At 41.4% G+C, this 23,234-nt stretch carries 18 protein-coding genes and 1 tRNA gene; 11 read left to right on the forward strand and 8 right to left on the reverse strand.

Annotated features, from left to right (window positions below):
- Positions 1-38 precede the first annotated feature (38 nt).
- Positions 39-698, reverse strand: coding sequence for an HAD family phosphatase (locus IPO83_11535; protein MBK9731897.1), 660 nt, complete (start codon positions 696-698; stop codon positions 39-41).
- A gap of 144 nt (positions 699-842) precedes the next feature.
- A tRNA-Ile gene (locus IPO83_11540) sits at positions 843-916 on the reverse strand.
- A 268-nt stretch (positions 917-1,184) separates the two neighbouring features.
- Here IPO83_11540 and IPO83_11545 point away from each other — a divergent pair.
- From IPO83_11545 to IPO83_11585, 9 genes are all read left to right on the forward strand, one after another.
- On the forward strand, positions 1,185-2,522 hold the full coding sequence (locus tag IPO83_11545) for a hypothetical protein (GenBank protein ID MBK9731898.1): 1,338 nt from the start codon (positions 1,185-1,187) through the stop codon (positions 2,520-2,522).
- A 13-nt stretch (positions 2,523-2,535) separates the two neighbouring features.
- A complete protein-coding gene (locus IPO83_11550; GenBank protein MBK9731899.1) occupies positions 2,536-3,999 on the forward strand; it encodes a Dyp-type peroxidase in 1,464 nt (487 codons plus the stop codon).
- A gap of 57 nt (positions 4,000-4,056) precedes the next feature.
- Positions 4,057-5,520: an FAD-binding protein gene (locus IPO83_11555; GenBank protein ID MBK9731900.1), complete on the forward strand. Its 1,464-nt coding sequence runs from the start codon at positions 4,057-4,059 to the stop codon at positions 5,518-5,520.
- A gap of 122 nt (positions 5,521-5,642) precedes the next feature.
- Entirely contained in the window at positions 5,643-6,041 is a 399-nt protein-coding gene (locus tag IPO83_11560) for a DoxX family protein (protein ID MBK9731901.1), read from the forward strand.
- 176 nt (positions 6,042-6,217) lie between these two features.
- The gene (locus tag IPO83_11565; protein ID MBK9731902.1) at positions 6,218-7,612 is read left to right on the forward strand and encodes a hypothetical protein; all 1,395 of its coding nucleotides are present in this window, start codon (positions 6,218-6,220) and stop codon (positions 7,610-7,612) included.
- A gap of 225 nt (positions 7,613-7,837) precedes the next feature.
- Positions 7,838-9,289, forward strand: a complete 1,452-nt coding sequence (gene gatB, locus IPO83_11570; GenBank protein ID MBK9731903.1) for an Asp-tRNA(Asn)/Glu-tRNA(Gln) amidotransferase subunit GatB — start codon at positions 7,838-7,840, stop codon at positions 9,287-9,289.
- A gap of 5 nt (positions 9,290-9,294) precedes the next feature.
- Complete coding sequence (locus tag IPO83_11575; GenBank protein MBK9731904.1) at positions 9,295-10,446, forward strand: AhpC/TSA family protein; 1,152 nt, start codon at positions 9,295-9,297, stop codon at positions 10,444-10,446.
- Positions 10,447-10,763: 317 nt separating this feature from the next.
- Positions 10,764-12,635: a carbamoyltransferase gene (locus IPO83_11580; GenBank protein MBK9731905.1), complete on the forward strand. Its 1,872-nt coding sequence runs from the start codon at positions 10,764-10,766 to the stop codon at positions 12,633-12,635.
- An 8-nt stretch (positions 12,636-12,643) separates the two neighbouring features.
- Positions 12,644-13,012, forward strand: coding sequence for a hypothetical protein (locus tag IPO83_11585; protein ID MBK9731906.1), 369 nt, complete (start codon positions 12,644-12,646; stop codon positions 13,010-13,012).
- A 42-nt stretch (positions 13,013-13,054) separates the two neighbouring features.
- On the opposite strand, the gene IPO83_11590 is transcribed toward IPO83_11585, so the two are convergent.
- Entirely contained in the window at positions 13,055-14,146 is a 1,092-nt protein-coding gene (locus IPO83_11590) for an SGNH/GDSL hydrolase family protein (GenBank protein MBK9731907.1), read from the reverse strand.
- 154 nt (positions 14,147-14,300) lie between these two features.
- Between IPO83_11590 and IPO83_11595 the strand changes: the two genes are divergently transcribed.
- Entirely contained in the window at positions 14,301-15,335 is a 1,035-nt protein-coding gene (locus IPO83_11595) for a saccharopine dehydrogenase NADP-binding domain-containing protein (protein ID MBK9731908.1), read from the forward strand.
- Positions 15,336-15,496: 161 nt separating this feature from the next.
- Here IPO83_11595 and IPO83_11600 read toward each other — a convergent pair whose 3' ends face one another.
- The 5 genes from IPO83_11600 to acs all read right to left on the reverse strand — a co-directional run bounded on the left by IPO83_11600 (position 15,497) and on the right by acs (position 22,000).
- A complete protein-coding gene (locus IPO83_11600) occupies positions 15,497-16,666 on the reverse strand; it encodes a phosphoribosylformylglycinamidine cyclo-ligase (GenBank protein ID MBK9731909.1) in 1,170 nt (389 codons plus the stop codon).
- 126 nt (positions 16,667-16,792) lie between these two features.
- The gene (eno, locus tag IPO83_11605) at positions 16,793-18,079 is read right to left on the reverse strand and encodes a phosphopyruvate hydratase (GenBank protein MBK9731910.1); all 1,287 of its coding nucleotides are present in this window, start codon (positions 18,077-18,079) and stop codon (positions 16,793-16,795) included.
- 285 nt (positions 18,080-18,364) lie between these two features.
- Entirely contained in the window at positions 18,365-18,808 is a 444-nt protein-coding gene (locus IPO83_11610; protein MBK9731911.1) for a hypothetical protein, read from the reverse strand.
- A gap of 216 nt (positions 18,809-19,024) precedes the next feature.
- Positions 19,025-19,966 (reverse strand): Omp28-related outer membrane protein, encoded by a 942-nt coding sequence (locus tag IPO83_11615; GenBank protein MBK9731912.1) that lies wholly within the window; start codon positions 19,964-19,966, stop codon positions 19,025-19,027.
- Between the two features lie 126 nt (positions 19,967-20,092).
- The gene (acs, locus tag IPO83_11620) at positions 20,093-22,000 is read right to left on the reverse strand and encodes an acetate--CoA ligase (protein ID MBK9731913.1); all 1,908 of its coding nucleotides are present in this window, start codon (positions 21,998-22,000) and stop codon (positions 20,093-20,095) included.
- A gap of 296 nt (positions 22,001-22,296) precedes the next feature.
- Between acs and IPO83_11625 the strand changes: the two genes are divergently transcribed.
- A complete protein-coding gene (locus IPO83_11625; GenBank protein MBK9731914.1) occupies positions 22,297-23,214 on the forward strand; it encodes a PD40 domain-containing protein in 918 nt (305 codons plus the stop codon).
- Positions 23,215-23,234 lie beyond the last annotated feature (20 nt).

Here is a 23,234-nt window from a genome sequence, read left to right on the forward strand (position 1 = left end):
CCAAAGTTTACTTTAACAGAACACTAAGTTGGAAGTTATCACGAAGCAGCGGCTCCTATTTTCATTTGTAGGTAATTTTCCAGGAAGATGCGCAAGTCTTCTCCCGGGTTATAAAGCAATGCATGCAATCCTGCCGATTTTGCACCTTCAACATGTTGTGGACTGTCGTCAATAAAAAGCGTTTCCTCCGGCTTTAAGTTATTTTCTTCCAATACTTTCAGGAAGATGTCTGCGTCAGGTTTGCGAAGTCCCACCACAAATGAATAATACACTTTGTCGAAATAGGCATCAATATTCGGCCGGCCAAATGCCTGCACCATATATTTTGTAATCTGTTTAAGATGGATAATGTTGGTATTGCTGAGCAGGAAAGTGCGGTAAGTGTGACGCACATCCATCAATAATTTTAATTTCTCCTTTGGAATTTCACCCAGCATTGCATTCCACGCATCGTTGATCTGTTGATCGGAAAATTGTGTTCCCAATTCTTTGTTCAACTGATCACGGAATTCCTGCTCTGTAATTTTCCCTTTGTCGAAATTATCGAAGAGCGTTGTTTGCTTCAACTGGTTGAAATGCTGGTTGAAATCCTTCACACCTAACCTGATGAAAGCATCTTCGGTTCTCTTCATGTCAATATCAATGATTACGCCGCCGTAGTCGAAGATGATATTGCGGATGTGAGTTGCCGGATGCAATTGAAATGGGTTTGAAGTTCAAATATAATTTGAAGAATGTCGAAATCTAATGCTGACGAAGTTATTGGTAAATCATTCTAAAACAAGAATGGAAAGTGATCTCAGCAGGAGATCTGATTTGTAAATGAAAGACTTTAATACCTGTGGGCCCACCAGGACTTGAACCTGGGACCTGCGGATTATGAGTCCGACGCTCTAACCAACTGAGCTATAGGCCCTGAATTGGGGCAAAGATAATCTTCCGGAAGTATTTTCCTGTCAGTTTAATTGTTTTGATCAGCGTCATATCTTTTATAAGCAATTGCCATTTTAAAGTAGGACCTGAACACGATTTTGGCGTTGAAATAGTAATTTTTATATCCTACATTAGAGCGGTAGTAATTAACTTCCAGTGTTTGCCAGGATTCCCTACCGCAAAAAGTAACGAATAGAATACAGGATAAGTCATTACCGCTGCCGATAAATAACGTTTGCAAATTCATTTACATGAATACGGTTTGTAACGGAGCTACTTTTTCATTCCAGATTGATAGGGGGAAAGTGTCTGAACTCGAAGCACTATTGCTTCAAATGAAAGCAGATCCTTCCGGTAATGCCGTTTTCCCGATGGGGAAACTAAAATATGTTCATTACGCTTCCTGGGTGCTGGTGCCGGAAGAAAAGATGCCTAACGGAAAATTATTACCGATCCACCTGCTGCTGCTGACTACTTATTGGGGCAACAGGAAAGCGCATATTAGAGAACTTTCTGAGTTGTCATTGCCGGGACTTCGTCAGATAATGTCGTGTTGTGAAGGATACGTAGAAAATGGCAACATTGAAAAATATCTGTATCAGTTTCTGAAACGCCATTGCGTAGTAAACAGCACCTACAATGCATTTCAATACGCAACGGTGGAGGATATTAAAAATGAAGAGGCATTAAGAAAGGAGATAGAAAATTTCCTTGATCAGGAATCTGTAAATTCCTCTTTCCTTCAGCAATCCGCAAAAAATATCAGGGATCAGATTCAGCAGCATGTAAAAGCAAAACCCGAATTCAGTTGGGCAACTACTGCCTGGAAACGAGGATTTGCAAATAACTGGGCGCTGAATGGAAACTGGATTCTGCTGCAACTGTTTTTTCTCCTCCTGCTATTAACATCGCTGTTTGGATTATTTCATCATAACCTGTTTTCTTCTATCGCTTTTTGGCTGCTCTTGTCGATGCTCATTGGTTTTGGGTTGATGTTGATCTTATTCAGATTGAATGAACTAAAGCTGGCCATTCAAGTGAAAAATAATGTGACGCATGCAAGTGATGAAGAAAATAAAAAGATAGCTGATCAGGAGTGCGAGCGGGTATGTAATGAAATGACAGTAACCGGCCCTTTGAAAGCAGGATTTATACGTCCAGTTATTTTATATGTGCTGCTTGCATTTGCGAGAATACGGCGCGCAAATATTTTTATTCCCACTGTACATACAGCCCGATGGTTGCAGTTGGATGGAGGAAGAAGAATTGTCTTCATTGCATACTTCGACAATACATCAGATGGCTATGCACGTGATTTTGTGGACTCTGCACGCAGAACAAAAAAGGTAAACCTGATTTTAGGTCATGGCAATGGTTATCCTTATACCAGATGGGCATTGTTTGAAGGTGGTAAAGATGCCAACGGTTACATGAACACCGTGAGAAAACAACAGAAGCTCACTAATGTGTGGTATGCTACGCATAAAGAGTTGAGTATCCTGAATGTGCTTAACAATCAATTGATCCGCCGGGGACTTTGGGGAGAAATGAAGGAAGAAGAAGTAAAGCAATGGTTGCAATATTTTTAATAAGACAAGAGCTATGGAACAACTTGAAAAAGAAGACATACAGGGATTGCTGATACGTGGCTATGGCAACTTACATGCATCTTGTTTTTTAATGCTGCAGTTTCCTGATAAGCAGAAGGCAAAAAAGTATCTCCGTACTGTAAGTGAAAAAATTACTACTGCTGAATATGCACCGGATAATGTTGCCTTTCACTTTGCTTTTACAAATCATGGATTACAAACGATCGGTCTGTCTAAAGACAGTTTCGAATCTTTTTCACGTCAGTTCAAGGAAGGGATGACCGATGAACACCGGCAGGAAATATTGGGTGACTATGAAGCGAACGCGCCATCAAACTGGGAGTGGGGAACTTCAACTCATGCGCGTATTGATGCGATGCTCCTGATTTATGCAAAGGATGTGAATGCATTAGAATCAATTTGCAGCGAAGAAAGAGCATTGCTTGCTGAACATGAGACTGCGGAAATTCTCTGTTTATCAACCAATGAATTAAAAAACGGTAAGGAACATTTCGGTTTTCAGGATGGAATCAGTCAGCCGTTTATAGAGGGACTGAGTAAAAGCACCAATCAGTCGCCGGAAAATATTGTTAGAGCAGGTGAATTTATTCTTGGCTACAGAAATATGTACGACCAATACACAGAATCGCCAGATGTTATCTGTACTGACGATCCGCTGGAAATTTTACCTCCAAAGGAGCAAACACCTGCAATGAAGGATCTGGGAAAAAATGGAAGTTACCTGGTGCTGCGTCAAATGAGCCAGGATGTATTTGCTTTCTGGAAATACCTGAAGGAAAACTCACGTGAACCAACTTCCACAAACTCACCCTTACAAGCCATTTGCCTGGGCGCAAAAATGATGGGACGATGGCCCGGTGGCGCACCTCTCACCTTGTCGCCCGATAAAGACAATCCTGAACTCCGTCATGAAAATAAATTTGACTATTTCAAAGATGATAAAGAAGGATTAAAATGTCCGTTCGGGGCACATATCAGGCGTGCAAACCCGCGCGACTTTCTTCAGACTGAACAATCATCAGCTTTGCCCAAAGAAAATAAGTTCACACAAATTCAATCGACTGAAATGATTCAGAAGCACCGGTTGCTTCGCAGGGGCAGAACATATGGAGAACCTGTTGCAGCGTCAATGGATGTGAATGAAATCATGAATGCACAGCCTGATGGCAAAGAGCGCGGTATTCACTTCATGTGCTTCGCCGGCGATCTGGTTCGTCAATTTGAATTCGTGCAGAATTCATGGGTGAAGTTTCACAAGTTCGGTGGGCTATATGAAGACAGTGATCCGGTTATTGGTACCAATAGAAATGTGGGTGATACAATTACCAACTCATTTACTGTTCAGGCGGAACCTATAAGAAGACGTTACAAAAATCTGCCGCAGTTTACCCGTGTCCGTGGCGGTGCTTATTTTTTCTTTCCCGGAATCAAAGCCATGAAATTTTTGAGCACATAGTCCGGTGATTGAAATAATCTGGAAAGTAATTTATCATCTTCAAAAAAGAAAAATGATATGATCACTGAATTCCGAAAAACATGGAAGAATACGGTCAGCACTTTTCAGGCTGATCCCATCCGTTATGTGTATCCTGAGTCACTTGAAGAAATTGTAGCTGCCGTCAAAGATGCAGAAAGTGATCGGTTGCCTATCAGGCCTGTTGGATCAGGTCATTCATTCAACGATATTGCCTGTGGCAATGGCGTGATGATAGACATCAAAAAGCTGAATCGTATTTTAGAGAAGGGAGATAAAAGTTTTGTGCAACCCAAAAATGGAAACACCTTTTTGGAAATAGAAGCAGGAATAATTATTCAGCAATTGTATGCAGAATTAGAGAAGCGAAAACTTGCTATTGTAAATATGGGTGGTGTGTATCATCAGACACTTGCAGGTGCTATTGCTACCGGAACACATGGAACAGGATTAGGACTGCCTGCTGTAAGTGGTGCAGTTCGTTCAATGGTATTGGTTGCTTCTAACGGAAGAAAATTCCGTATTGAACCGGAAGGAGGCATTTCGGATCCTTTTAAACAGCATCAGATGGAACCGGAAATAACACTCGTGCAGAATACCACAGATTTTAATGCTGCACTTGTACATCTCGGTTGCTTCGGCATAATCTATTCATATGTGGTGGAAGTGTTGCCCGAATATTTTTTGCGCGAATCAAAACGGTTGGAAACATGGGAAACGGTGAAAGATATTTTGAAGAAAGGTGACATCTTCAGGGAAACCAGGAGTTTTATGATTCTGTTGAATCCTTATTGTTATAATGAACGGTATTGGTGCATTATGATCAAGCACCGCATTTCTCCTAATCTATACAACTGGTTTGGTGCAAAAAAAAGAAACCTGATTACCAGGCTCGGTAATCATTCATTTATTTTTTACTATGCCAGGTGGCGGCTCAACAGGAAACCGGAAATCACTCCAAAGTTTTTGCACAATGCTTTAAAAAGCCAGCAGGATATTGTCTATATCGATAAGGCACAACGTGTGCTATACCAGGCAGCTGAAAAAATAAAGAAACATGCGTATGATACAGAAGCGGCTTTCGAATACAGCTATGCAAAATTTGAAGACCTGATTGAAAAAATAATGGCGCGGTTAGAAACTATCAGAAAAGAGGGTAATATCTATTTGCAATCGCCTATGGGAATTCGTTTTGTGAAAAAGTCTAATGCGCTGCTGACACCTGAAAGCGACCGATTTGTTTTTTATATTGATGCGCCTGTACTGAAAGGTTCCGTTGGAACAGAAGGACTGCTTGATGAAATGCAGGAGTTATTCATTCGTGAAGGAGGAATATTTCATTGGGGAAAAATTAATAACCGTCTTACATCGCACCTGCATACAATAAGGGAACACTATCCAAAACTCGATGATTGGCTGCGGGTAATGAAAAAATATAACGCTGAAAACCTCTTCAATAATAGTTTCACTGACCGGTTACAGTTAACGGAAACATTGCCTTGATTTCAGTTCCGCATTTGCGTGATTATTATCGAAATAGAAATGGTTAGCCAAACTTATTTTACTTCAGATAATCATTAAAAATGAAAATGGGTTATTTTGCAACCTTATAAACCCTGTCTGAAATGCATACGCGCAACCAACTTGTCCTTTGGGCACTTAAGATTACTGCAGCGGTAATCATGCTGCAAACTTTGTATTTTAAATTCTCTGCGCATCCGGAAGCGGTTTATATTTTCACTCAGTTAGGAATGGAACCCTGGGGACGTATCGGCACCGGCGTGATGGAGTTGATGGCTTCCCTATTGATCTTAATTCCACGAACTACCTGGCTTGGAGCCATCATGGGATTTGGTCTGATGGCAGGCGCTATTTTCTTCCATCTTACTAAACTTGGTATTGAAGTTTATGATGATGATGGACGTTTGTTTACGATGGCTGTAGCTGTATTCATTATTTCTGCCATCCTGATCTGGATCAACCGCCATAAAATTCCGGTACTCGGGAAATTGATTTTTTCCTGAGAAATATTTTAAATGATAAGAAGTTAAAGGAAACGATAGAGATAAAATTGAACGATTAAAAACTTTCCGGCATATAAAGGCATCGATCATATGAGTTTGCCATTCGCCTGTGGAAAACAGATTTCAAGCTACTGAAAAATGAAGCTTAACTTCATCATCATAAATTGTAGCCTTTCATGTTCAAAAATGCGCTGGTCTTTTTTATCTGCCTTTTTACATTCAAAAAAGCAATCGGTCAGGAACTGCTAAGCTATGGCGGCGGCACTTTTGGTGCCGGTTCAACCCTTTACCGCGATTATCAGTCGGCCGGCGTAAATCCTGCTAACCTTGGAATATTCGGCGATGAAACCCGGATGACCTTCGCATTTTTTGACGCAAGTGGATTGGTATATTCTGACGCCTTGCCAAAAACTGATCTGGTGCAATCCATCATTCATGGAAAGAAATTATCTGAAGATGAAAAACTAACCATCGCGCAACTATTCGCCGAAGACGGATTATCTTTCAATTATGAGTTGATGCCTGTAGCATTTGCATTGCAGATTCCTAAAGTGGGCGGATTGTCATTTACCTGGAAAGAAAAACTATCCGGTGACGCGATACTCAACCCTGCTTTTGCCGACCTGGTTTTCAACGGCCTTAACTCAAAGTATATTGATACTATTATCCAGGATGCGGCGGGTTATTTGGTGGGACACACTGATACTACATTGTCCTATTCCCAGTATTTCAACGGATCGTCGTTCCAATCGAGCTGGACGCGGGATTTTAACATCAGCTATGGCAGAAAAATCATTGATTTGGAGGGCATCAGCATTTATGGTGGAATAGGTGTTAATTTCTTGCTGGGTAATGCGATTACTGATATCAGTTATTCGGAAAATACCGCCACCGGCTTTGCTGCTTATTCTTCTGTTTTTGATATCGACTATGCAAACATCACCAATCCACAATTAGATTTGAAAGGTAACCTCTATCCGGTAGGAAAAGGTTTTGCAATTGATTTTGGCGGTACAGTTTCTATTAAAAACAAAATTTTCGGCGGCATCTCAGTCACGAATATGGGATCGATGAAATGGAATGGTAATCTGGTGAAGCTTAATGATGGCATACTCGATAGCGTTGTAAATTTTATTGGTGTGAACTCAGCAGATATTTATTCTGACATTGCGAGCCTCCTCAATGCAGGCGGACTGTTCAGTTGGAGTCCGCAATCAGAAATCAAACAAACTTTGCCGGCCCAGTTACGAATCGGCGGAGCCATCAGGCCTCTCGATAAACTGGAGATAGGTGTGGATGTGATTCAACCATTAAATAAACATCCGGGCAGTATTCAACAGACAATGCTGTCGGCTTTGGTAAGTTTTGTTCCTGTAAAGGCGCTGAAAATTACGACAGGAATGATGGGTGGTGGTGTTGCTGATTTCGATATTCCTTTGGGTGTTGCATTCAGTTTTACGCCTGAACAGGCCTGGCAAATAAGCATTGGTACAAGAGATATTATTTCCCTTTTTAAACAAAATACCCCTACACTTTCCCTGAGTGTTTCGATGTTACGGTTTAGTATGTAACGTGGTTGCAATGTTTTGTGTAGTCAAAAGTTCTTGTCCGTTGGGTTAGAAAAATGAGCTACAATAATGCCGCTAAGATAATGCGCCAATAGAATTAGGAATTAGGAATTAATTGGGGCGATTAAAGTTAATGAGTAATGACCAAAATGACTAATGACCCGCTACTCAAACAACCTAAACATTTCCAAACCTCACATTTCATATCTTTGCCGCCTTAATTTTTAAATGGATTCAGCAAACAATTTTGAGGCAGTGATTGGCCTGGAAGTACATGCGCAGTTACTCACTGCCAGCAAGCTCTTTTGTGGTGACGCCATTTCATTTGGCGCTGCACCCAATGCACATGCCGGAGCTTTTACCATGGCTCATCCCGGCACCTTGCCGAAATTAAACAGCAAGACCATAGAATTCGCGGTAAAGATGGGACTGGCCTTCCATTGCAGCATTCAGCGCGTAAACCATTTTGCACGCAAAAATTATTTCTATCCTGATCTGCCGAAAGGCTACCAGGTTACGCAACATGAAAATCCAATCTGCTTTAACGGTTATCTTGATGTGGAAGCAGCAGGAAAAATAAAAAGAGTGCGCATTCATCATATTCACCTCGAGGAAGATGCAGGAAAATCGATGCATGATCAGGATCCATTTTTTTCATTCATAGATCTGAACAGGGCAGGCGTTCCACTGATTGAAATTGTAACAGAACCTGATATCAGCACTCCTGAAGAAGCGCATGCATTTGTAACGGAAGTGCGGAAATTGGTGCGGTACCTTGATATATGCGATGGTAATATGGAGGCAGGATCACTGCGTTGTGATGCGAATGTTTCGGTCAGGAAGAAAGGTGAAACAACTTTAGGTGACAAAAATGAAATCAAGAACCTCAATTCAATCCGACATGTAAAACTTGCGGTTGCATTTGAGATCAAACGACAAGTGACAGCCATCAGTAAAGGAGAAATTATTAAACAGGATACACTCAGCTATGATGAAACGAAAGGCGTAACCTATTCGATCCGTTCCAAGGAGTTGGCTAATGATTACCGTTATTTTCCTGAGCCGGATCTTCCACCGGTAATGATCAGCGATGAAATGATTCAAAGAATTAAAGAGCATATGCCATCACTTCCTGAACAGGTAAAGCAGGAATTGATGACCACTTTTTCACTTTCTGAGTATGACGCAAGTATGCTGGCGGAAGAAAAAGAAACGTCCGGCTATTTTTTCGCGGTAGCAGCGAAAACAAAAAACTATAAGGCAGCAGCAAATTGGATCATGGGACCGGTGAGAAGTTACCTGAATGAATATTCCATTTCTTTGAAAGAATTTCGGCTGCCACCCGAAGTGCTTGCAGAGCTGATTGAAATGATTGACGAAAACAAGATTAGTTTTACGGCCGCTTCACAACGGATTTTTCCGGAACTCATTCAGCGGGAAAACAGTTCTGCCGGAGAAATTGCCGGTGAATTGGGTGTTTTGCAGGAATCAGGAGAAGCGATCGTCCAAAAATTTGTAACGGAAGCAATTGAAAAATTTCCTGATAAGATACGCGAATACAAGCAGGGTAAAAAAGGCGTGATGGGTTTATTGATGGGCGAAGTGATGAAACTTTCAAAAGGAACTGCTGACCCGAAAGTGGCCGGCAGATTATTGTTAATACAACTAGAATCAAAATAAAGAAAATGAAAAAACAGTTTTTATTGCTGCTTGCAATTGCCGGAGCATTCCTATCATGTCAGTCAACATCGAAAGAAGGCATCACCATTAAAGGTGAATTGAACAATCTGCCTCAGGATTCAAAAATATTTCTTGAAGAACTTACTTACAGTTCGCGCAATGCGCTCGATACGGCTGTATTGGATGGCAAAGGCAGGTTTTCATTACAGACTACTGTAAAAAATCAGGGTTTGTTTCAGTTGAGAATCGGAGAGCAGCGTGCTATTTTCCTGGTGCTTGATGAAAAGAGCGGAACATTGGAAGTGACTGGAGATACCGCGGCGATTACTAATTTCAATTATAAAGTGAAAGGCTCACCGGCTACGGATCAATTGCGTGATTTTATTCTGCACACAAAAACGTATGGCGAAGCTTTCGGTGCTGCAATGAACGAGTACAACATGAATGTGGATGGTGAAACTCCCGATTCCATTCGCAAAATTTATGAGCTAAAGGTGATGAAGGCCGACAGCAATTTCCGCCGGTATGCAGCCGGTTATATTGACACAGTGAAGAACCCCATCATCGCCGTATTCGCAGCGAGTAACCTCGATTATCAGAATGATGCGGCAGTGATTGATAAACTCGCTGACCGTTTAAGTAAAGATTATGCGCAGTTGCCCTTTGTGCAGGATTACATGAAGATGGTGACCGATCAGCAGAATCAGTTGAAGCAGCAGAATAATTCACCTTCGTTTCAGCAAGGCAGTGAAGTGCCGGATATTGCTTTGGAGGATTTCAATGGAAAAACATTGAAGTTATCTTCACTTCGCGGACAAATTGTGCTGGTGGATTTCTGGGCTTCCTGGTGTGGCCCTTGCAGAAAAGAAAACCCGAATGTGGTGAAGGCCTATGAAGCATTTAAAGACAAAGGATTCACCATTTACAGTGTTTCGTTAGATACTGACAAGAACAAATGGATTGCAGGAATAAAGAAAGACCAATTGATGTGGCCCAATCATGTGAGTGATCTCAAAGGCTGGCAATCTTCCGTTTGTGAAACCTATGGTATCCATTCCATTCCGCAAAGTTTCCTGCTTGACAAAGAAGGTAAAGTGATTGCCACTAATCTGCGGGGTGAACAATTGATGAGTACTTTGCAAACGGTGTTTCAATGATCTTTTTGTTTTTCATTTTATGATCTATGAGTCAAGTTGATCAAAAAGAAGGGACGTTTTACTTCTATTAATTCAGTTTAAGATTACGCGGGATCAACAAAATAAACGGCAGCAAAAATTTGATTGAATTGGTATATTTTACATTCTTGAAATAGCACGATGGAATTTATAAAGGACCTTTGGCAATTTATGAAACAGCGGAAAAAATGGTGGCTGCTGCCCACCATTCTTATTCTGCTTTTAGTGGCTGTGCTTATCGTGTTTGCAGGCGGAAGCGCCATTGCGCCATTCATCTATACTTTATTTTGATGGCGCAAATGGAAAAAGCGCATATCCTTGGCATTTCTGCTTTTTATCATGACTCCGCTGCTGCTATAATTAAAGATGGGGAGATCATCGCTGCAGCACAGGAAGAACGATTTACAAGGAAAAAACATGATCCCTCTTTTCCGTCCAATGCAATTAAATATTGCATGGAAGAAGCAGGTGTTGGCCCCGCAGATTTATCCACCATCGCTTTTTATGATAAGCCACTGCTCAAATTCGAGCGGCTCCTGGAAACATATTATAGTTGGGCACCAAAAGGATTGCAATCCTTTCTGATGTCGATGCCTGTGTGGTTGAAGGAAAAATTGTTTTTAAAGAAGCTGATGCGTGATGAACTCGAAAAGGCAATTGGCCTGAACAGAGCGTCGATAAGGTTTTTATTCCCGGAACATCATCTATCACATGCAGCAAGTGCTTTTTATCCTTCGCGGTTCAATAACGCAGCTATACTGACTATTGACGGAGTAGGTGAGTGGGCAACCTCTTCCCTGTGTTATGGTGAAGGCAATAAGATTAAAGTGATTGCTGAATTAAAGTTCCCGCATTCAGTAGGCCTGTTGTATTCGGCGTTCACTTACTACACCGGTTTTAAAGTGAATTCCGGTGAATATAAATTAATGGGACTCGCACCGTATGGTAATCCACATGCAGCGAGAACTAAAAAGTATCATGACCTAATTTGCAATGAATTATTGGATATTAAGAATGACGGTTCGCTTTGGTTAAACCAGGATTATTTTGATTATGCGGTCGGCCTTAAGATGACCAACAATTCCCGTTGGGAAAAATTATTCGGCCTTCCTGTTCGTAAACCGGAATCTGAGCTAACGCAGGAATATTGCGATATGGCATTGGCCATTCAGCAGGTGACGGAAGAAGTGGTGTTGAAGATGGCGCGTCATGCAAAAGAAGTTACACGAAGTAACAATTTGTGTATGGCAGGTGGTGTAGCGCTGAATTGTGTTGCCAATGGTAAAATAATCCGCGAGAAAATATTTGACCACGTTTACATTCAGCCTGCGGCCGGTGATGCCGGAGGTGCTTTGGGTGCCGCATTGGCTGCGCATCATATTTACTTTGATAAACCACGCGAAGTCAATTATTCTTATGATGCGATGAAAGGATCTTATCTCGGTCCGGCTTTTGAAAATCATGATATGATCCCGATGACTAAAAAATATAAGGCAACCTATAAATATTTGGAACAGTCAACAGAGTTATATGATCATGTGGCCACATTATTAGCTGATGGAAAAGTTGTTGGTTGGTTTCAGGGACGTATGGAATGGGGCCCTCGTGCCTTGGGAAATCGCAGCATATTAGGTGATGCACGAAATGAGGAGATGCAGAAAAAGCTGAACCTGAAAATCAAATACCGCGAAAGTTTCCGTCCATTTGCACCTGCTGTGCTGGCTGAAGACTGCGAAGCATATTTTGAAATGAAAGAGGATTCTCCCTACATGCTGCTGGTGGATTTCATTAATGAGACACGCAGGAATAAATTGCCGGATCAATATGACGATCTGCCACTGAAGGATAAATTGTATTTCAGGCGAAGCGATCTTCCCGCAGTTACACATCTTGACTTTTCTGCCCGTATTCAAACAGTGCACAAAGAAACCAATCCGCAATTTTGGGGACTTATCAATGCCTTTAAAAAAATTACCGGTTACGGAGTAGTAGTCAACACAAGTTTTAATGTGCGTGGCGAACCAATTGTCTGTACACCGGAAGATGCCTACCGGTGCCTTATGCGTACAGAAATGGATTTTCTCGTGATCAACAACTTTGTATTTGATAAGTTGGAACAACCCAAATGGTTAGAAGAAGCTGATTGGAAAAAGGAATTTTCACTGGACTAAAAATCAGTATGCAAACAAAATCGCAAGTCTATTCGAACATCATCGCTATTGCAGCAGGTTTACTGGCTGTTCATTTTATTTTTAAAGTCAATTACCTTGATTATGCAGCGTTGGCTATTCTCGTTGCGACATTGCTGAGCTATTCGTTGGCTTCCATGCTTTCAAAAGCATGGATGAAATTAGCGGAGGCAATAGGCTACGTCAACTCCAGGATTATTTTATCGTTGATCTTCTTTTTGTTTTTGTTTCCGGTATCAGTGGTTTATCGCTTGTTCAATAAGGACAAGCTTGGGTTGAAAAAACAGGCTGCCGCGAAAACATATTATACCGAACGCAATCATGAATATCAGGCCGGCGATCTTGAAAATAATTGGTGAGATAATCGATTTCTGTAAATTAGTATCAGGCGTAGAACCCAATCATTTTGCTGCAATTATTTGATTCACGACAGGACGTATTTGTTCTATCAGGCGTGCTGCTACAATTTTGTGACCTTCTTCATTCCAATGATATCCATCATTAGCGCGAACAACCTGGCCAAGATCCTGCGCCTCCTGCACTTTGGTACCCACACTGTCAATAAATTCCAGGTTGTTCTTCACGCAAATGTTTTTAAGAATGCTGTATAGTGGATCAAAGCTATCGGAAACATAGGTTATAAGGTGCGTTTCTTTTCCAAAGCGATCCTGGAATTTCTTTGCAATGAGGTCAGTAATGTGAATGGAATTTTTGAAAAGCACAAAAGAGGAATCCTGTTCATACATCATCTTTTCTCCAGGGTGTTCAGGTGCTTTTCCGGTAATTTTAGTTTTGGCCGCATCCATTCTTTCAGCAAGAAAATACAGAAAGTGCGAATATTCGCGCAGGTGTTTATTCGGTAGCCACGCACGGTCATAAACAATATTGTTAGTTGCTGTTAAATAAGGTCGTTGCATGCCAACACGGTAATTAGTCTCTTTTTCGAGCGGACAATAGTTATCAATATAATCATTGGTGCATAGTTGCCACAGCACGATGTCGGGCTTAATTTTGTCGATGTATTTCTCGAGTATTAAATATTCCTGCAAATTTCCATAACCTGCTGCTCCGTATCCGTATACTTTAACCGGCAGACTGTCCTGGATGATGGAATAAAAAAGTTTTTCATTTGAAACTTCAACACTTTCGGTATAAGAATCACCGAGGAATAAAATGGTGACCGGTCTTGGCAGTGTATCATGAACAGGTACATTCCGGAAACCATTTTCATCAAATGAAATGTGAACAGGATATTCATTGTTTTTCAGATCCCGCATCTTGCCGGTGAATTCATAATTGGGTTTAATGATCCAACCAATTTCATCATTTAATAACCGCGAATTATAAGGAGGTTCCGGAAGCTGGTCAGCTACCGCGCCAGGAAAAACCCGCAGTACTATTTCGCCAATTATTGAGATAACAATCAACACTATCACGGTGCTGATTATTCCAAAAAGTATATTTTTTGTCGAATTGGATTGCGGTGATGTCATAATATGATGAAGGTATAATTTTTTTTATTGTATGGAAGCCCTGCCTGCATTTAATAGTACTTACTTCGTTTTTAAATAAACGTGCATATTTAAAGTCAGTGATTTCTTAACTTTAAAAAAATACTACTCCATTTCATAGTGTGATAGCATATGTATGACGCAACAACAAATGATTTACGGCGCCACCGGTTACATGGGGAAATTGATAACCCGCATGATGTCAGAGAAAGGTTTAAAACCGGTTTTGGCCGGAAGAAGCGAAACTGTAAAACAGCTTGCAGCTAAGCATGGACTTGATTACCGCATATTTTCATTGGAAGATCAACAGGAAATAAATAAGAATCTGCAAGGCATTTCCTTGCTGATAAATCTTGCAGGTCCCTTTAACAAAACCAACGCACCACTGATAACTGGTTGCATTGAAAATAAAGTGCATTACACAGATATTTCAGGTGAAGCAACAGGGTATGAAACGGTTTATTCTTTCAATGAAAAAGCAAAATCATCAGGAGTCATGCTCATGCCAGGCACGGGCTTCGGCATCGTTCCAACAGATGTGATGGCGCTATATTTAAAGCAGCAGATGCCGGATGGAAATAAGCTCATCCTTGCATTCGCTGTTGACGGCGGAGCATCACGAGGAACGATGAAGGTAGGATTGAAAGCCATGCATGAACCTGGCATTGAAGTCATAAATGGGGAAAAACAAGTGACGCTTCCGGCCACTAAATCTTTTCACGCGAAAATTGGAAACAAGGAGGTGAAGATGGTTTTGAACCCGTGGCGCGGAGATTTGTTCACGGCATCCATCACGACCGGTATTCAAAATGTTTCCACCTACACTGCATTCCCGTCACCATTGGTTTTTATCATGAAACATCCGGGAATATTCAGAGGCGTGATGAAAAGTAAATTGATGGATTGGATTGTCGGACTGATGCCGGAAGGACCCGATGAGGAAAAACTGAAGAGCGGCAAATCGTATGTGTTTGGGAAGATCGCCAATGATAATGGACAACAGATTGAATGTGTGATGACAGGTCCGGAAGCTTATTTATATACTGCAATTACTACTCTTAGAATTGCAGAAAACATTTTGAAAGGAGATTTCAGGCCCGGATTTCAAACACCTGCGGGAATGTATGGTGCAACGCTTATTGATGGAATTGATGGAGTAAAAATTCTTTAGGTTAATTGGAGTTTTTTTTGTTTTGATTGAATTGCAGCGAACCATTTGTGAAGCCTTTCGACAGGCTCAGGGAACGCGACGCCGACGCTCACCCTGAGCGTGGTGTTACTTAAAAAAATGAATGAGTGGATTGAAATTAATTCCCGGAAGAAAAAAGTTGTTCAATACTCAAAACTTCCAAACTCACTTTCAATCGTAAGTTTTTTCTCACTTGCCGAAACACAGCGACCTACTATTTGCGCTTCGATTTCAAATGATGCAGCTATATCAATCAATGCTCCTGCATTTTTTTCTTCCGTATAAATTTCCAGGCGATGTCCCATATTGAATACCTGGTACATATCCTGCCACGGTGTCTTTGATTCCTGCTGAATAAGTTTGAATACCGGTGGAACGGGGAACAAATTATCTTTTATGATGTGCAACTGATCGGTATAATGTAAAACTTTTTTCTGCCCGCCGCCGCTGCAATGAATCATGCCGTGAATTTCATCAGAAAACTTTTCAAGTATTTTTTTTACTACCGGAAGATAAGTGCGGGTAGGAGAGAGCAGCAGTTTTCCAACGTTTAAGGTAGCTCCTTCAAACTGATCGGTCACTTTTTTCGAACCGGAATAGATCAGTTCCGCTTTGGTATTGCTATCAAATGTTTCAGGATATTTCGAATAGTAAGTATGATCCAGCACATCATGCCGTGCAGCAGTTAAGCCATTGCTTCCGATACCGCTGTTATACACTGGTTCGTAAGATGCTTTTCCATAAGAAGCAAAACCAACAATCACATCGCCCGGCAGCATTTCATTCCTGATCACTTTTTCGCGCATCATTCTGCAACTGATAGTGGAATCGACGGTGATGGTTTTTACAATATCACCAAGGTCAGCGGTTTCGCCACCCATATAATGAATTTCAATTCCATGTTCCCTCATCAGATGCAGGAAAGCGGCTGTGCCTGAAATAACCTCAGATAACACTTCAGCAGGAATTAAATGTTTGTTGCGGTTGATGATAGATGAAAATAAAAAAGGACCTGTAGCTCCGGCGCAAATCAGATCGTCAGTATTCATGACAATGGAATCCTGCGCAATTCCACTCCATACTGATGCGTCACCTGTTTCTTTCCAGTATAAATAAGCAAGAGAAGATTTGGTGCCTGCGCCATCGGCATGCACAATGCTGCACCAATACGGATCATTTGAAAAATGATCGGGGAAAATTTTACAGAATGCATTCGGAAATAATCCTTTGTCGAGTCCGGAGATGGCAGTATAAACATCTTCTTTGGACGCTGAAACACCACGCTGACTATATTTTAAATCTTTCGAACTCATGCATTTTTATAAAGAGAAACCGGAACAAAAACTTCAACAACAACAAATCAACAAACAGTAAATGATGTTGTGAGGTAAGTGTTTACTGAACAACAATCAATTCAAATGATGGCTGAATTTTTTCCGTTATAAAAATTTAAAATTTTTACCAGGAAAATAAGCGTCATCACCCAACTGTTCTTCAATGCGCAGCAACTGATTGTATTTAGCAACACGATCGGAGCGCGATGCAGAACCAGTTTTTATTTGTCCGCAGTTAAGCGCAACAGCAAGGTCAGCAATGGTAGTGTCTTCTGTTTCACCGGAACGATGACTCATTACGCTTGTATAAGCATTTCTGTGTGCGAGATCAACTGCGTTAATCGTTTCAGAAAGTGTACCGATCTGATTTACCTTTACCAGAATTGAATTTGCAATATGCTCATCAATGCCCTGTTGCAACCTCTTCACATTGGTAACAAAAAGATCATCGCCTACGAGTTGCACTTTATCTCCAATGGCAGCAGTGAGTTTTTTCCAACCTGCCCAATCATCTTCGGCTAAACCATCTTCAATGGAAGCGATCGGATATTTTTTGATCCATTTTTGCCAGTAGTCTACCATTTCATCGGAGCTGAAAGCTTTGCCATCCGATTTATGGAACACGTACTTCTTTTTCTTGGCATCCCAGAGCTCTGAAATTGCGGCGTCCATGGCAATCCAAATGTCTTTGCCGGGTGTATAACCCGCTTCTTCAATCGCTTTCAATACCGTTTCAATGGCTTCTTCATTGGATTGAATGTTAGGAGCGAAACCTCCCTCATCACCCACGTTAGTGGAATATCCTTTTTTCTTCAGCACATTTTTTAACTGGTGAAATACTTCAACACCCATTCGCAGTGCTTCGCTGAAGCTACCTGCACCAAAAGGCATTACCATAAATTCCTGGAAATCAATTTTGTTATCGGCGTGTGCACCTCCGTTTAATATGTTCATCATCGGAACAGGCAATGTTCTCGCATTCACACCGCCGACATAGCGGTAAAGCGGCATGCCCATCTCATTCGCAGCAGCGCTTGCAGCGGCGAGAGAAACAGCCAATATCGAATTAGCGCCCAATTTTGATTTGTTGTCGGTTCCATCCAGCCCCAGCATAATCCTGTCGATCATCTGCTGTTCAAACACGCTTACACCCAGTAGTTCTTTCGAAATAATTTTGTTGATGTTTTTCACTGCCTGTAAAACACCTTTTCCCCCATACACTTTTTTGTCACCGTCCCGTAATTCTACTGCTTCGTGCTTGCCCGTGGAGGCGCCTGATGGAACGGCAGCACGCCCCATAATCCCGTTTTCGGTGATTACTTCAGCTTCAACAGTGGGATTACCTCGCGAATCAAGAATCTGGCGGGCATTGATTTGAATGATGACTGACATACAGGGAAATATTTTTTAGTTAATTAAGAAATTGAATGTATTACGGACGCTAAAAATAAGATTGAAAGAGGAAAGTCTTTAGTGAAGAATGTATTATTTTTTGAAGTGGAAGGATTACATCCGGAGCAGGCTTGTGGCAGGTGACGCTTCAAATCAGTTTTGCAAGCGGAAAAAATTGAAATGGGGGAGATGCATCGTAAAGGAATCAGAAATTATACATCAATGGCATACTGAATTTGCAACAGAAAATTTGCCGGTCAAAGAGAAATTGTTGCCATGATGGCGTTAATTTTTCTTCCATTGAAACTCAATACCGTTATCATCGATATAATAAAACCAGGTATCGGTAAGTTTTCGCACAGTAAAAAAGATTTGTAAAACCTCTTTTGATACGTCCATTCCATGGTATTGGGTGTAGATTACAATAAAGTCATCGCTGTTATCGGCAAATGCATACGTGCCGAAAGAATATAAAGAGCCCGACTTGAAGTAGCTTAAACTTTTTGAATCTCTGCCTGCCACCACATAAAGAGTCTGATCCGCATATTCGCTGGTAACATCGTTGCCATTCGCGTCAATCACTTTATCAATCAACCAGTTGCCTTCGAGACGTTCATCTTTAGTTTGCAAAGTGAAAAAAGGGCCCTCCGGATATTGCATGCAACTGTTAAAAGAGAGCAGCAATACGGCAACGACTATGATTCGTAAAGGCAATGAAAATCCTTTCATAATGCGGTAATTTGCGGAATCGATCAGATGAACTATTGATTTTTCGTGCGTAAAGATAACTTTTTAATTTCTTAGAGAAAAGTAACGTTTTTACATTCTGTGCAGATGTTGATTTTCTTTAATGCCATGCGTCAAATGTTTATTGTAGTCACATTTTATTAACAAGCAAAAAAAAAGGAAGCAATGAGCTTCCTTTTTTGCAATTCAAAAAAAATTCTAGTCCCAATCTTTCACCTGGAAAACTTTTGCTTCCTGAACGTTCATGACTTTGTGTGACATCGGATCAGTTCCCACCAGATTAATAAAGGCAACAATTTTAAGATTATTAACATTGTAACCCGTAGTGCTCGCACTTTTAGTAATTACATATTCTCCGCCGGGAACCATTTTAGCTGCTGGAATTACATCTCCAAGATTTTCAGTAAGTGCAGTACGGACTACACTGTTATGTGCCCAACCAATGATTGGATCACCCATGCCTACCAATGGAGAATTCGGATCTAAAGAACCATCATCATAATAATTCGCCTGTGGATAGCCGGTTACTTCATTTTCTGTAAGGTAAATGGTAACACGGTAGTCACCGGATAATGTAGTATTGAAACCACAATGGGCAGTTACATAAAGGTTACCTGTTTGAACATAGGATGTAATTGCTAATCCGCAGGATGCTGTTCCGGTCAATAACATATTTGATGCACCTTCCCAGAAATTACGATCCATTATTAATTGTCCACTATAGGGTTGGCGATTAACCAATCCTGAAGGAAATCCGGTTACACCACCTAAAGCGCCATCAAGCGCTGCAAAAACACCTATTTCCAAGGGATCACCTTCATGAACAGAAGCGCCGATTACTTTTCCTGGATTATGCAGCACTAAATCTTCGAGTATCAAAGCGCCATCAGGACAATATCCGCACCATGTGCCAGTGAATTCTTCTACCAATGCTTTTTGAGTGAAAGTAGTGGGGACTGCTGAAATACCGGTACCGCCGCCGGTTCCTCCCGTGCCACCAGTTCCTCCGGTACCACCTGTTCCTCCGGTACCACCATTGTTATTATTGTCAATTACAACCGGAGTTGGATTATCATATTCTTTGGTACAGGACACTGCGGTGAAAGCAATGCAAACAATGAGAGCGAAGAAATTTTTCATGAGGGATTGTTTGAGGTAAGATTTTTTGAGCATTCAAATATAGAAAAAGGTTTTGAACCCTGAAAATTATTAATATCGCCTGCCGGAAGAAAGGGTGCAACCCTGGCTGGATTTAACAAACAAGATTTATGTTCTGTCAACCGCTACTTTGTATTTTATCTCTTCCACCACTTCAGGATTCAGTAAGGTTGAAATATCTCCCACCTGTTCCGGATGACCTTCCGCAATTTTACGCAGAATACGGCGCATGATTTTTCCGCTACGTGTTTTGGGAAGTCCGGAGACGAAATAAATTTTTTCCGGCTTGGCAATTGGCCCGACAATTTTTGAAACAGTCTGAATGATTTCCATTGTCAGAATGCTTTCATGTTGTACTGCAGCTCTGCAAATCGCAAATGCTATGATCGTTTCGCCTTTAATATCATGTGGAACAGGAACAACAGCACTCTCTGCTACAAGCGGATGCTCATTGATTGCATTTTCTACCTCCGCGGTGCCGATTCGATGTCCTGAAACTTTGATCACATCATCTACACGACCGGTGATGCGGTAATAGCCATCAGCGTCCCGGCGGCAACCGTCGCCGGTGAAATACATGCCGGGATAAGCACTGAAATAAGTTTGAATGAAACGGTCATGATCTTTATAAACCGTACGTGCCAGCGCAGGCCATGAACGACGAATGCAAAGATTTCCTTCTGTAACCATGTCTTGCAGCACACTTCCATTTACGTCAACAATAGCGGGCTCAATTCCGGGAAATGGCAATGTTGCAAATGATGGTTTGGTAGGTGTAATACCTGCAAGTGGCGTAATGAGAATGCCACCTGTTTCGGTTTGCCACCAGGTATCAACAATGGGACAACGTTCCTGACCAATATTTTTATGGTACCATTCCCAGGCTTCTTCGTTAATGGGTTCACCGACTGTTCCCAATATTCTGAGCGAACTGAAGTTGGCTGTACGGAGGTGTTCCATTCCCTGGGCTTCCAATGAACGAATAGCTGTAGGAGCTGTGTAGAAAATATTCACGCGGTATTTCTCAATGATCTGCCACCATCTGCTCCAGTCAGGAAAAGAGGGAATGCCTTCATACATCACGGTAGTGGCACCATTTAGCAAGGGACCGTAAACAACATAACTGTGACCTGTTATCCAACCGATGTCGGCAGTACACCAGTAAATATCGTTCTTTTCGTATTGAAAAACATTCAGGAAGGTAAAGCCAACATACACCATGTAACCTGCGGTTGTATGTACAACGCCTTTTGGTTTTCCGGTGGAGCCGGAAGTATACAGGATGAACAAAGGATCTTCAGCATCCATTACCTCCGCAGCATGTAGCTCATTTGCGCGCACCATTAGCTGATCCCAAAACAGATCGCGGTCTTTAATTACAGCTATTTCAAGATGTGCATGATTACAGATTATCACGTTTTTTATGGTTGGAGTTTCCTTCAATGCTTCATCGGCTATTTGCTTCAGGTAAACGGGTTTTTCTCCCCTGTAAAAACCATCAGCAGTAATCAGCAACTTGCATTCAGCATCCTGAATTCTTCCTGATAAGGAAGCAGCAGAAAAACCACCGAACACGATTGAATGAATGGCACCGATTCGTGTGCAGGCCAACATGGCAATAGTTAATTCAGGAATCATGGGAAGATAAATGCTTACGACATCACCTTTCTGAATTCCCAATTGCTGCATCACATTTGAAAATTTGCAAACCTCTTTGTGCAATTCACGATAAGTGAAAGACCTTGCTTTTTCATCCGGATGATTGGGTTCCCAAAGAATGGCCACTTTATCGCCGGATGTTTTTAAATGAACATCGAGACAATTTTCGGAAAGGTTCAGCTTGCCACCTTCAAACCATTTATAATCCACTTTTTCGAAACCACCTGACTGAACATGTTCCCATTTCTTTTTCCAATGAAAACTGTCTGCCACCGATGACCAGAATGCATCAGGATCATGCAGGCTTTGCTCGTAAGCATTTTTGTAATCGTGAAAGGAGGTGATGCGGGGGAGCATGGGGAATTAAGAATTGAGAATTAAGAACTATGAGTGGAGGTATAATGAGCTGATGTGCGAATGAATTGATGTGCCGATGAATTGATGTGCAATGTGCCAATGCTTAATGACTAATCTGCAAATGCCTCAATGACTCATGCACCAGTGACCAATTTACTAACGACTCAGGACTAATGACTAACGACTAATGACTTGTATTAACTACTAACTACTCACTACCCGTTAACGCAAAATACCAATTCCCTTCTTAATTTAGTGCCCGCATAAATTTAGTTCATTTAAAAAAAATCTGAGTTATGAAGTTGTCTGTTGTGATGTCTCTTCTGTTATTATGTATAGTTTCAACAGCGCTTAATGCCGTTGCACAAACTGATTTACCTGCGACTGACATATATATTTTATCCATCTCAAAAAATGAAAAAGGCAAATACCTCGTAGAGGCGCCTGAAAAAATAACTTCATGGCGTGGCTACGATAATCAACCCTATTTTCTTCCGGATGGAACAGGTTTACTATACACTTCCATTCGCGACAGCACAAAAGCGGATATTTATAAATATACTTTTCAATTTGCAAAAACTTCACCGGTAACACACACTCCTAATACGTCGGAATATTCTCCTATGATGATGCCGGATAAAACAGGAATCTCCTGTGTGCGTGTGTTGGAAGATGACAGCACACAATTGTTGACCAAGGTGCTGGCGCATGATGAGTACGTTCCCATTTTTCCAAAACTAAACCCGGTAGGTTATTACTGTTGGGTAAATAATGATGTTGTAGCAATGTTTGTGTTGGGAGAACCACAGACCTTGCAGTTGGGCTATTACAAAACCGGTGTAATAAAAAAGGTGGGTGAAAGAATTGGCCGTTGCATGGTGCGCATGCCGGGAAAAACTTCCACAGGATTTTACTATGTACAGTTTGATGAAGATTCCACTTCATCCACCATCAATTTTTATGAATTGAAAACAGGCAAGTCAACGGAAATTGTACCTACGCTTCCCGGCGAAGAAGATTTTGGTGTGATGCCTGATGGCACTTTTTTAATGGGCTCTGAAGGCGTATTATATAAATATGATCGCACGATAGATAAAGACTGGAAATCAATTGCTGAATTTGAAGGAACGGCCGTGGAGAAATTCTATCGCATTGTGGTGAATGCTACGGGTGATAAGATCGCGGTGGTTACGTATCCGGATGAGAAGCCCTAAAGAATTTAACTTTAACGCTG

This window comes from Chitinophagaceae bacterium, from assembly GCA_016717285.1.
GTDB lineage: Bacteria > Bacteroidota > Bacteroidia > Chitinophagales > UBA10324 > JACCZZ01.